Here is a 13140-nt window from a genome sequence, read left to right on the forward strand (position 1 = left end):
AAATATTTTTTTTAATTTAAAATATTTATAAAATTTAATGTAATAACTTCTTTAAAAGAAAATTATGGATAAAAATAAAAAAAAATTTTGGTTAGATTCTTCTTGGCTATCTAGAGAAAATCAAGATTATATAGAAAAAATATATAAAAATTTTCTAATAGATACTCAATCTGTAGATGCCACATGGCATGAAGCATTTTTAGAACTTTCTAAGGAACAAAAAAATATTTTCAATACAAATGATACAAAAGTTAATACATATTTACTTATTAATAAAATTAATCATATTATTAATTCATTTCGTATACAAGGTTATAAAAGATCTTCAATTGATCCGCTTCAATTAAGCAAACAAAAAAAAATTACAGATTTAGATATTTTATCTTATAATTTTACACAAGAAGAAATAAAAAAAAACGTTAAAATAAATTTTAAAAATTGTTCTAATTTTAAAACTAATATTATAAGTTTACATAAAATATTATCTAAAAAATACTGTGGTTCTATTGGTTTTGAATATATGTATATAGATAATATATCCGAAAAAAAATGGATTACAAATTATATAGAATCTTTTTTTGATGAAAATTTATTTACAGAAAAGGAAAAAATACATTTTTTAAAAGAAATAACTTATGCTGAAACTTTAGAAAAATACATTGGAAAGAAGTTTCCTGGAGCAAAGCGTTTTTCTCTAGAAGGAGCAGAAACATTAATTCCTATTCTGCATGAAGTAATAAGGTTTTCTAAAAAAAATAACATATCTGAAATAATATTAGGGATGCCTCATAGAGGAAGATTAAATGTACTTGTTAATATTTTAAATAAAAGTCCAAAAATTTTATTTGATGAGTTTTCTGGTTCAAATCTATTTCAAAAAATAAGCGGTGATGTTAAATATCATATGGGAGGTATTTCAGAAATAAAAAATGAAAAAAAAATAATGTTTAATTTAGCATACAATCCATCTCATTTAGAAATAATTAATCCTGTTATTGCAGGAATAGCTCGATCCTATATTGATGAAATGAAAAAAATCGATAGTGAAATATTACCTATTAGTATTCATGGAGATGCTTCTGTCATTGGACAGGGAGTAGTCCAAGAAACATTAAATATGTCTCAAACAGAAGGTTATAAAATAGGAGGAACTGTTCATATAGTTATTAATAATCAAATTGGATTTACTACTTCTAATCCAAAAAGTCTTCGTTCTAGTCAATACTGTACTGATATTGCTAAAATAATTCAAGCACCTATATTTCATGTTAATGCAGATGATGTAGAAGCGTGTATTTTTACTATTCAACTAGCTCTGTATTTTAAAAAAAAGTTCAAAAAAGATGTTTTTATAGATTTAGTTTGTTATAGACGTAACGGACATAATGAAGTAGACGAACCATCTGTTACACAACCTATAATGTATTCTAAGATAAAAAATCATCCTACTGTAAGAAAAATATATTCTGACTTACTAATATCTAAAAAAATAATTACATTTGAAAAAAACCAAGAAATTATAAATCAATATTTTGCTAAATTACAAAAAGGTCAATATATTTTTTCAAGATCTAAAAAAATAAATTTTCAAGATCACAATCTTGAAGAAGAAAAAAATATAAAAACAATAAATAAAAATATAAATTTTTCTAATTTACAAAAATTAGCTTATGTAATTAACGATATTCCTAATTCAGTTAAAATGCATCATCGAGTTAAAAAAATTTATAATGAAAGATTGGAAATGGCTCAAAAATCAAAATTATTTGATTGGGGTGCAGCTGAAACATTAGCTTATGCAACAATCATTCAAGAAGGAATTTCTTGTCGTATTTCTGGAGAAGATGTTAGTAGAGGTACTTTTTTCCATCGCCATGCTTTTATTCATAATCAAAATGATGGTTCTATTTATGTTCCATTAAATCATATTAGTAAAAAACAAGGTAGATTTGAAATCTGGGATTCTGTGTTATCAGAAGAAGCAGTTTTAGCATTTGAATATGGATATTCTTTATTTCCATCTAATAAACTTAATATTTGGGAAGCTCAATTTGGAGATTTTATTAATGGAGCTCAAGTAGTTATTGATCAATTCATAAGCTCTGGTGAAAAAAAATGGAATCAAAAATCTAATTTAGTTCTTTTCCTACCTCATGGTTATGAGGGACAAGGGCCTGAACATTCGTCTTCTAGAATTGAACGATTTCTTCAACTTTGTTCAGAAAAAAATATGCAAGTATGTATACCTACTATGTCATCGCAAATATTCCATATTTTACGACGCCAAATATTTGATAAAATTTATAAACCATTGATTATTTTCACTCCAAAATCTCTATTAAGAAATTCTATGGCCAGTTCTTCTTTAAATACTCTTATAAATGGAAAATTCCAGAAAGTCATAGATGAAATAGATAATATTAACAAAAAAGAAAAACGTATTATATTTTGTTCTGGAAAAGTATATTATGATTTATTAAAACATCGTCGTGAAAAAAAAATTACTTCTGTTCTTTTAATTCGTATTGAACAATTATATCCCTTTCCTAAAACTGAAATATTTAAAATATTTAAAAATTATTCTTATATAAAAGATTATATATGGTGTCAAGAAGAACCCTATAATCAAGGTGCATGGCTTTATGTTAAAGATTATCTAAATGATATGTTACCATCAGATACTTCATTAAAATATATTGGTCGTAAATCTTCAGCTTCACCTGCAGTTGGTTATATTTCTATTCATAAAAAACAACAAGAAAAAATTATTCACAATGCATTAAATATTAATTCAATAATAGGATAAGGAATGAAAAAAATAAATCTTCTTGTTCCAGATTTACCGGAATCTATTAGTGATGCAACAGTTGTAAAATGGCATAAAAAAATAGGAGATAAAGTTAATTGTGATGATAATATAGTTGATATTGAAACAGATAAAGTTATGTTAGAAGTATCTTCTCCATGTGATGGTATATTAAGACTAATTATAGAAGAAGAAGGTAAAATAGTTAAATCTCAACAAATACTTGGTGAAATAGATAAATTAGATATGATTCAAAATGATTTATCTAGTAACAATATTAAAGAAAAAGAAAAAAAAGTATCAAATACAAAAAAACACTCTATCACTCAAGAAAAAAAAATAGAATATTCTTTACAAAATAATATAGAGTATCTTACGCCATCTGTAAGACGATTAATTAATATTAATCAGAATTCTTTAAAAAAAATAATAGAAAAAAATAATAAAGTTAATTTAGAAAATATTATAAAAACAGAAGAAAAAAAAATAAATAAAAGCATATTAAGTCAAAGTTCTGTAGATATCAGCGAAAAACATGAAAAAGAAAATGAAAAATTTGAAAAAAGAGTAAAAATGACTCGATTGCGTCAAAGAATCGCAGAGCGATTACTAGAAAGTAAAAACAATACAGCCATGCTTACAACTTTTAATGAAGTCAATATGAAGCCAATAATGCTTTTACGTGAAAAATATGGCGAAGACTTTAAAAAAAAACATGGTGTTAAAATTGGATTTATGTCTTTTTTTGTAAAAGCAGTGGTTCAAGGTTTGAAAAACTTTCCAGAAATCAATGCTTATATAGATAAAACAGATATAGTTTTTTATAATAATTTTGACATAAGTATTGCTATTTCAACACCGAGAGGATTAATAACACCTGTATTAAAAAATACTGATAAAATGACAATGTCACAAATAGAAAAAAAAATAAAAGAATTTTCTATTAAGGGATTTCAAAATAAAATTAATATTAAGGAATTAATAGGTGGAAATTTTACCATTACCAATGGTGGTGTTTTTGGTTCATTGATGTCTACACCTATTATTAATCCTCCACAAACAGCTATATTAGGTATGCATATGATTCAAGAACGTCCAGTAGCTCTTAATGGAAAAGTTGAAATTCTTCCTATGATGTACATAGCATTATCTTATGATCATCGTTTAATCGATGGAAAAGAATCTGTAGGTTTTTTAGTAAATATAAAAAATATATTAGAAGATTTTACTCGTATTTTAATTGATATTTAAGATTATTTCTATAATTTAATATTTTATACTTTAAAAGTACAGTAGTTATATTATTCATAAACTGTACTTTTATTTTATGATTTACAATAAAAAAATTTTATATAAAAAAAATTAATAATAAAAAATATACGCTTATATTTTTTTCTATAAATACAGAATAATAAGAGAATAAATTGAAAAATAATAAAGTAGTCTTAATAAGACATGGTCAAAGTGAATGGAATGAATTAAATAAATTTACTGGATGGTATGATGCTGAATTATCTAAAAAAGGGAAAGATGAAGCAAAATCTGCTGCTATGTTATTAAAAAAAGAAAAATTTTTTTTTGATTATGCACATACATCTGTATTAAAAAGAGCTATTCATACTTTACAACATATTTTAGACGAATTAAACCAAACTTGGTTATCAGTTAAAAAATCTTGGCGTTTAAATGAAAGACATTATGGTGCATTAGAGGGATTGAATAAAGATGAAGTTGTTCAAAAATATGGACAAAAACAAGTGATGTTATGGAGAAGAAGTTTTAATATTATCCCGCCTCAAATTAAAATAGAAGACAAACGTTTTCCAGGAAATGATATACGATATTCACATCTTGATATTAATACTATTCCTCTAGGAGAGAGCTTAGAAATAACTGCAAAACGAGTGATACCTTATTGGCATAAAATTCTTTATCCTCAATTAAAAAGTAATAAAAGAATACTTATTGTAGCTCATGGGAATTCTTTACGTGCTTTAATACAATATTTAAATAAAATAGATAATAAAAAAATTTTAGAATTAAATATTCCTACTGCAACACCTATTATTTTAGATTTCGATAAAGAGATTAATCCACTTAAGTGGTATTATTTGAAATAATTTTATTAAAAAAATTATTTTTTTTTATATTTTTAAAAACTTTAATAATAAATTAATCTAATTATATTTAGAATTATATTGATACGAAGTAGCATAAATATATTTTTAAAAACATAAGACTTAATAGATTTTTTTAAAATATTGTTTTAAAAAAATAAAAAAACTTTATCGAGTTAAAAATAAGAGGTTCTAATGATTAAAAAAATTGGAGTCTTAACTAGTGGTGGAGATGCTCCAGGGATGAATGCTGCAATTAGAGGAGTTGTTAGAACAGCGCTTAGTGAAAAATTAGAAGTATTTGGAATTTATGATGGATATTTAGGTTTATATGAAAACCGTATGGTAAATCTTGATAGATATAGTGTATCTGATATGATCAATAGAGGTGGTACATTTTTAGGATCAGCTAGATTTTCTAGTTTTCATCAAGATGAAATACGTTCTATTGCAGTACAAAATTTAAAAAAAAGAAATATAGATGCTCTCGTTGTTATTGGAGGTGATGGATCTTATATTGGAGCTCAAAAATTAACAGAAATGGGCATTTCATGTATTAGCATTCCAGGTACTATAGATAATGATGTTTCAGGAACTGATTATACAATTGGTTATTTTACAGCTTTACAAACGGTTGTTGAAGCTATTGATCGATTACGCGATACCTCTTCTTCTCACCAACGTATTTCTATCGTAGAAGTAATGGGAAGATATTGTGGAGATTTAACATTAGCTGCAGCGATCGCTGGTGGATGTGAATTTATTGTATTACCAGAAATTGACTATAAACAAGAAGAATTAGTTATTGAGATTCAAGCAGGTATTGCTAAAGGGAAAAAACACGCTATTGTTGCAATAACAGAATATATTTGTGATGTAGAAAAATTAGCAAAATATATTGAAAAAAAAACAAATCGAGAAACTAGAGCTACAATCCTTGGTCATATTCAAAGAGGTGGTGCTCCTGTAGTATATGATCGTATATTAGCTTCAAGAATGGGTGCGTATTCAGTTGAATTATTAATAAAAGGTTATAAAGGTAAATGCGTTGGAATACAAAATGAAAAAATGGTTTTTAATGATATAAAAAATGCACTAAAAAATATGAAACGTACTTTTAAAAAAGATTGGTTAATTACTGCTAAAAAGTTATATTAATATAAAATTAGTGCCGGTTTTACCGGCGCTCTAATTTTTAAATAAAGTAATATAGGCTTTAAAAATGAATATTTATAGAAAAAAAAATTTAATAAAAAAATGTTTTGTTGAGTTTTTTGGAACAGGTTTAGTAGTTTTTTTTGGCATAGGCTCTTTAGCTGCTTTAAAGTTAAAAAATATTGACTTTAATCAATTTGAAATAAGCTGTATTTGGGGTTTTGCAGTATCTATATCAATTTATTTTAGTTCTTCAATATCTGGTGCTCATTTAAATCCAGCCATTACTATTTTCTTTTGGCTTTCTTCCAAATTTCATAAAAGAAAGGTATTACCTTATATTGTATCTCAAATATTTGGTTCTTTTTTTTTTACAATGTTAATATATTATCTTTATAACAACTTATTAATTTCATTTGAAAGCAAGAATAATATTATAAGAGGAACACAAGAAAGTCTTAATTTAGCTTCTATTTTTTGTGTTTATCCTAACTGTCAAAATAGTTTTATTTTTAATTTTATGATAGAAATATTATCAACTGCACTTTTTATGATAATTTTATTAGAATTTAATAATAAAAATAATAATTACTTTCTATATAATAAGTCTATAATACCTATTTTAATAGGACTATTAGTGTGTATGATTAATTTAGTTATAAGTCCTTTAAATAATATCAGTCTAAATCCAGCACGAGATTTAGGTCCTAAAATATTTCTAAGTTTAACTGGATGGGGTATTTTCTCTTTTACTGGAGGAAATGAAAACATTTTATGTTGTTTAATTCCTATAATAGGTCCAATTTTAGGTACCAATTTAGGTGGTTGGATACATAAATTATTAATTAATAATAATAATTGATTTTTATATTTTAAATAATATCATGAGCTATTTTTATAATTTTTAAAAATTCTTGTAAACTTAGAGATGAATTTCCAATTAACAAACCATTTATATCTGGTTGTTCAATAAATTTTTTTACATTAGTATGATTAATAGAGCCGCCATACTGAACTAATATATCATTTGTATTGATTTTATCATGTTTTTTAATATAATTTTTAATAAATTGATGTATTAATTGCACATCTTTTGGATCAGCTGATAAACCTGTTCCAATTGCCCAAATAGGTTCATATGCAATTATTGTATTATTAAATACCGATTTTCCTAATTTTTTAAATATACAATTTAATTGTGCTTTAATAATTTTTTGAGTTTGACCATTTTTTTTATCTCTTTCTGTTTCACCTATACATAAAATAGGTATTAAATTTAACTCTTTAATTAAATGAAACTTTTTTGAAATAAGATCATTAGTTTCATGATGTAATAAACGTCTTTCGGAATGTCCAATAATAACATATTTTACTCCTATATCTTGTAGCATTAAAGCAGATGTTTCTCCAGTAAATGCTCCTTGTAAATTAATATCTACGTTTTGCGCACCAAGAAAAATATTCATATTTTTTATATTTTTATATACTCTCTCTAAATATATAGTTGGAGGAGCAATAATAACAATGTTTTTTTCTAAAAAAACGGATGAATATAATTTTAAACGTTCAAAAAAACTAGAAATCATTTTTATATTTCCATTTAATTTCCAATTAGCTGTAATAAAAAATTTTTTCATTTATCACCTTCATAATTTTGTTAAATTATAGAAACTAAGCTTTCTTATAAAGAAATATATATAAACTTAGTTTCTACTATAAAGTATATATAAAAAATATTACTTGTATATATTTGTCCGATCTCGTAATTTTTTTCCTGGTTTGAAATAAGGCACATACCTTTCATTTAATTTAACTGTTTTTCCAGTCTTAGGATTACGACCAATACGAGAAGAACGATAATGTAACGAAAAACTACCAAATCCTCGAATTTCAATTCTTTGTCCCTGTGCTAACGATATAATCATATGTTCTAGCATTTCTTTTGTAGCACGCTCTATCATTTTATTTGAAATATGAATTTTTTGTTCAGCAATTTTTTCGAATAATTCTGACTTAGTCATAAATCCTCTATTTTTATAAATATTAAAAGATTATTCATATTGATAAATTTTTAAAATAGCCGTATAAAAAATATATTTTCATGAAAAGTAATCATTCAGTATTTTTAGCTGCTTTAAATGCTTCTATCATTACATTAGAAAAAGCATCATCATTTTTTTTGCTATTAGAGGAAACTGTTAAATCTTTTTTTTCATTTTCATTTATATTATGAATTGTAAGATAAATTATTCTATTTTTTCGATCAAAACTAGATAATTTAACAAAAATTTCATCATTAATTTTTAATTTATTTATTATATCTTCAGAAGATGACTTAGAAATATCAGATAATTTTATAATACCTTCTAAATTTTCTGGTAATTTTACAATAATATTCTTTTTATCTAAAGCTTTAATTTTTCCAGTAATAACTATACCTTTTTTATGGTTTGTAATATAAATATTAAAAGGATCTTCTTCTAATTGTTTAATTCCTAAAGATATACGTTCTCTTTCAGCATCTACTTGAAGAACTACAGCAGAAATTTCATCGTTCTTTTTATATTTTTTAACTGCTTCCTCACCAGGTATTGTCCAAGAAATATCAGATAAGTGTACTAATCCATCAATACCTCCATTTAAACCAATAAAAATACCAAAATCTGTAATAGATTTAATTTTTCCAATAACATGAATCCCTTTTTTATGAGTTTCAGAAAATTCTTTCCATGGATTCATTTTACATTGTTTTAAACCAAGAGAAATACGACGACGTTCTTCATCTATATCCAGAACCATTACTTCAACAATATCATTAACAACAACTACTTTTGATGGATGAATATTTTTATTAGTCCAATCCATTTCAGAAACATGTACGAGACCTTCTACTCCTTCTTCAATTTCTACAAAACAACCATAATCTGTTAAATTGGTTACACGGCCAGTTATTTTAGTTTCTTCTGGATAACGTTTGGAAATTTCTATCCATGGATCTTCACCTAGTTGTTTTAATCCTAATGAAACACGTGTTCTCTCTCTATCAAATTTTAAAATTTTAATATTAATTTCATCACCTACATTTACTATTTCACTAGGATGCTTAACTCGTTTCCAAGCCATGTCAGTAATATGTAAAAGACCGTCTACACCACCTAGATCTACAAAAGCTCCATAATCAGTTAAATTTTTCACAATACCTTTAACATGCATTCCTTCTTGTAAATTTTCTAATAATTGATTTCTTTCGGCACTATTTTCTGATTCAATTACAGCACGACGTGAAACAACAACGTTATTGCGCTTTTGGTCTAATTTAATAACTTTAAATTCTAATTCTTTTCCTTCAAGATGTATTGTTTCTCGAACTGGACGCACATCTACTAAAGAACCAGGTAAAAACGCACGTATATCATTGAGTTCAACAGTAAAACCACCTTTAACTTTACCGTTAATAATTCCTATAACCGTTTCTGATTTTTCATGGGCTTGTTCTAATATTAACCATGCTTCATGACGCTTTGCTTTTTCACGAGATAAAAGTGTTTCCCCAAATCCATCTTCAATGGCATCTAAAGCAACATCAATTTGATCTCCTACATTAATATCTAAAAAACCTTGAGAATTTTTAAATTGTTCGGCAGGAATAGCAGATTCAGATTTAAGTCCCGCGTCAACTAAAACTATATCTTTTTCTATAGCGACAATGGTTCCGCGAATAATTGAACCTGGACGAGTTTTAATTTCTTTTAGTGATTCTTCAAATAATTGAGCAAAAGATTCATTCATATTAATAATTTTGAGAGATTTTTATTAAACGTTCATTTTAACTTCATGTCAAAATGATCTTGTTTTATATATCTTATAATAATCCTTATCAAAGAGTGTAATTTTTAAATATTTCATTGAATTTTAATTATATTTTTACTTTTTCAATAATATATTTCATTAAAGTCTTAATGACTTCTGATAAACTCATATACGTAGAATCTAATATTATAGCATTTTTTGCTATGCATAAAGGAGAAATTAAGCGATTTTGATCACGTGTATCACGATTTTGCATTTGTGTAAATAATTCTTTAAAATCAATATAACAAGCATTTTTTCTTAATTCTAACATTCTTCTATTTACACGCACTTCTAAATTGGCATTTAAAAAAAATTTAAGTATAGCATCTGGAAAAACTACAGTACCCATATCACGTCCTTCTGCTATTAAACCAGGTAAACATCTCATTAATCTTTGTTTTTTTAGTAAAATGTTTCTAACACGAGGATAAGTTGATAATTGAGAAGAAACATTACTAATTATCTCTAAGTTTTGTAAATTATGAAAATAATCAATAGTTTTTTTTTAATTAACCAACAATCTAAATTTTTTAATAAGTTAACAATATTATTTTCAACAATAGCAATATTATTATTTAATGCTAGAAAAGCTATCAATCGATAAATTTTTCCTGATTCTAACAATGACCAATTTAACTTTTTTGCTATTATTTTAGAAAGTGTGCTTTTACCGACACCACTAGGACCGTCAATAGTAATAACAGGAATTTTATTTATCATATTTTATCTTTAATCTGAAAAAAAGGTCTATGAAAAAATTATATACAATTTATTAGATCTTACTAATAGATAAAAAATCTTTAAAATAAGATGGAAAAGTCTTGGAAATACAACTTGGATTAATTATATTTACACCTATTCCTGATAAAGATACAAGTGAAAAACACATAGCCATACGATGATCATTATAAGTTTCAATATTAGAATATTTAAAAAAAACAGGAGGAGAAATTGATAAAAAATCTTTTCCTTCTTCAACTATAGCACCAATTTTTCTTAATTCTATAGTCATTGCAGCTAATCGATCAGTTTCTTTAACCCGCCAATTATATATATTCCTAATAATAGTAGTACCTTTAGCAAAAAGAGCTAAAATAGCAACCGTCATTGCTGTATCAGGAATATGATTCATATCTAAATCTATTGAGATTAATTTATTACGAGTACAAGTAATAGAGTAGTCTTCCCAAACAATTATTGCTCCCATTTTTTCAAGAACATTTGCAAACTTTATATCACCTTGAATACTTTTTTTACCAACACCAGACACTTTAATTGAACCACCTTTAATAGCAGCAGCAGCTAAAAAATAAGAAGCTGAAGAAGCATCTCCTTCAATTATATAATTTCCTGGTGTTTTATATTTTTGTTGACCTTGTATATAGAATACATTATAAGAATCATGTTTAATATTTACTCCAAAACATTTTATTAAATTAAGTGTAATATCAATATAAGGTTTAGAAACTAAATTCCCTTTTATAAAAATAATAGTGTCTTTTAAAGCAAGCGGAGCGCTCATTAATAATGATGTTAAAAATTGACTAGAAATATTTCCATTTAGAAAAATAGATCCTCCGATAAAACCACCTCTTGTACGTATTGGAGGATATCCTTTATTTTTTTCATATTCTATAGTAGCACCTCCTTTTCTTAAAGCGTCAACAAGATGCTTGATAGGTCTTTCATGCATTCTATCATCTCCACTTAATAAAACATTGTTATTCTGTAAAGATAATATAGAAAGAAGAGGTCGTATAGCAGTACCTGCATTTCCTAAATAAAGCGAAATAGGTTTAGATAAATGAAAACATTGACCTATACCTTGAACATGACATGTTTTTTTATCATCAGATAAAGAATACTGAACACCTAATTTTTTTAAAGCATTTAGCATATATTGTGTATCATCACTATCTAATAAATTAGTTAAACATGTTGTTCCTTTAGCTATTGAAGAAAGTAATAAAACTCTATTTGAAATGCTTTTCGAACCTGGCAAATAGACAGTTCCATTAACATAAGATATTGGTTTTAAATTTAAAAAATCTTGCATCATGAATATACGCTCTATTTAATTAAAGTTAAAATAGTATATTAAAAATAAAATAAAGATAATTTATCCATATCGATTTTCAAAATATGACATAAATTTTATTAAAGATTGAACACCTTCTAACGGCATAGCATTGTAAATAGATGCACGCATACCTCCTACTATACTATGACCTTTTAAATAATTTAAACCTAATTCAGAAGCTTTTTTTAAAAAAATTTGATTTAATTTAGGTTCAATTAAATGGAATACAACATTCATTTTAGATCTATTTTTAACATTTATTTCATTAATATAAAAATCACTATCATCTATTTTTTTATATAATAAATCTGATTTTTTTTGATTTAGTTTTTCAATTTTCTTTAAACCACCTTGTTTTTTTAACCATTTAAAAACTAATCCTGATAGATACCAAGAAAATGTAGGTGGTGTGTTAAACATAGAATTGTGTTCAGATATTTTTTGATAATCTAAAATAGAAGGAGATATCTTAGATGGATTTCTTATAAGTTTTTCTCGAATAATAATTATTGTTATACCTGCAGGACCAATATTTTTTTGAGCACCTGCATAAATAAGATCATAATTTTCAATATTAATTGGACGTGATAAGATAAAAGAGGAAAAATCTCCAATAATAATTTTATTTTCAAAATTTGGCTCTTCATAAATAGATAGTCCATCTATTGTTTCATTAGGACAGTAATGGATATATGCCGAGTTTTTATTAATATTCCATTGATTCATTGATAAAAGAGATTCTCTTTTATTATGTGTTTTTCTAATAAATATAGATTGAGGAATACAATATTTTTTAGCTTCTATAAAAGCACAATTTGACCAATAACCACTATTTATATAATCTGCTGTTTTTGAATTATTTAATAGATTCATCGGAACAGCAGAAAATTGTCCTCTAGCTCCACCTTGACAAAATAATACCTTAAAAGAATCAGGTATTTTTAATAAATCTCTCAGATCTTGTTCAGCTTCTAAAGCTACTTGAATAAATTCTTCACTACGATGACTAATTTCCATTATAGAAGAACCTAATTGTTTCCAGTTTTGTAATTCTTTTTTAGCTTTATAAAGAACATCTTTTGGAATCATAGCTGGACCAGCACTAAAGTTATAAACTATATTCATAGTTT

Annotated in this window: 12 protein-coding genes; 5 read left to right on the forward strand and 7 right to left on the reverse strand. The window is 25.4% G+C overall.

Translation table 11 applies throughout. From position 1 onward, the window contains the following. Window positions 1–64 precede the first annotated feature (64 nt). From D9V61_RS01535 to D9V61_RS01555, 5 genes are all read left to right on the forward strand, one after another. Window positions 65–2806: a 2-oxoglutarate dehydrogenase E1 component gene (locus D9V61_RS01535; protein ID WP_158339487.1), complete on the forward strand. Its 2742-nt coding sequence runs from the start codon at window positions 65–67 to the stop codon at window positions 2804–2806. Window positions 2807–2809: 3 nt separating this feature from the next. Continuing rightward, the gene (gene sucB, locus D9V61_RS01540) at window positions 2810–4057 is read left to right on the forward strand and encodes a dihydrolipoyllysine-residue succinyltransferase (RefSeq protein ID WP_158339488.1); all 1248 of its coding nucleotides are present in this window, start codon (window positions 2810–2812) and stop codon (window positions 4055–4057) included. A gap of 173 nt (window positions 4058–4230) precedes the next feature. Further along, window positions 4231–4926 (forward strand): 2,3-diphosphoglycerate-dependent phosphoglycerate mutase, encoded by a 696-nt coding sequence (gene gpmA, locus D9V61_RS01545; RefSeq protein ID WP_158339489.1) that lies wholly within the window; start codon window positions 4231–4233, stop codon window positions 4924–4926. A 192-nt stretch (window positions 4927–5118) separates the two neighbouring features. Further along, window positions 5119–6081, forward strand: coding sequence for a 6-phosphofructokinase (pfkA, locus tag D9V61_RS01550; protein WP_158339490.1), 963 nt, complete (start codon window positions 5119–5121; stop codon window positions 6079–6081). A gap of 64 nt (window positions 6082–6145) precedes the next feature. Beyond that, window positions 6146–6940, forward strand: a complete 795-nt coding sequence (locus D9V61_RS01555; RefSeq protein WP_158339491.1) for an MIP/aquaporin family protein — start codon at window positions 6146–6148, stop codon at window positions 6938–6940. Window positions 6941–6950: 10 nt separating this feature from the next. On the opposite strand, the gene tpiA is transcribed toward D9V61_RS01555, so the two are convergent. The 7 genes from tpiA to serC form a co-directional block, all read right to left on the reverse strand. Further along, on the reverse strand, window positions 6951–7715 hold the full coding sequence (tpiA, locus tag D9V61_RS01560) for a triose-phosphate isomerase (protein WP_158339492.1): 765 nt from the start codon (window positions 7713–7715) through the stop codon (window positions 6951–6953). A gap of 99 nt (window positions 7716–7814) precedes the next feature. Then, window positions 7815–8099, reverse strand: coding sequence for an integration host factor subunit beta (gene ihfB / locus D9V61_RS01565; RefSeq protein WP_158339493.1), 285 nt, complete (start codon window positions 8097–8099; stop codon window positions 7815–7817). A 91-nt stretch (window positions 8100–8190) separates the two neighbouring features. Continuing rightward, window positions 8191–9867 carry a 30S ribosomal protein S1 gene (gene rpsA / locus D9V61_RS01570; protein ID WP_158339494.1) on the reverse strand — a complete coding sequence of 559 codons (1677 nt, stop codon included), beginning with the start codon at window positions 9865–9867 and terminating at the stop codon, window positions 8191–8193. 127 nt (window positions 9868–9994) lie between these two features. Continuing rightward, complete coding sequence (locus D9V61_RS01575) at window positions 9995–10426, reverse strand: (d)CMP kinase (RefSeq protein ID WP_315984406.1); 432 nt, start codon at window positions 10424–10426, stop codon at window positions 9995–9997. Further along, window positions 10396–10650, reverse strand: coding sequence for a (d)CMP kinase (locus D9V61_RS01580; protein WP_158339496.1), 255 nt, complete (start codon window positions 10648–10650; stop codon window positions 10396–10398). The genes D9V61_RS01575 and D9V61_RS01580 overlap by 31 nt, the downstream gene beginning before the upstream one ends. A gap of 52 nt (window positions 10651–10702) precedes the next feature. Beyond that, window positions 10703–11986, reverse strand: a complete 1284-nt coding sequence (gene aroA, locus D9V61_RS01585; RefSeq protein WP_158339764.1) for a 3-phosphoshikimate 1-carboxyvinyltransferase — start codon at window positions 11984–11986, stop codon at window positions 10703–10705. A 63-nt stretch (window positions 11987–12049) separates the two neighbouring features. Further along, window positions 12050–13135 (reverse strand): phosphoserine transaminase, encoded by a 1086-nt coding sequence (serC, locus tag D9V61_RS01590; protein WP_158339497.1) that lies wholly within the window; start codon window positions 13133–13135, stop codon window positions 12050–12052. Window positions 13136–13140 lie beyond the last annotated feature (5 nt).

Source organism: Buchnera aphidicola (Acyrthosiphon lactucae) (assembly GCF_005083565.1).
In the GTDB taxonomy this organism is placed as follows: domain Bacteria; phylum Pseudomonadota; class Gammaproteobacteria; order Enterobacterales; family Enterobacteriaceae; genus Buchnera; species Buchnera aphidicola_AH.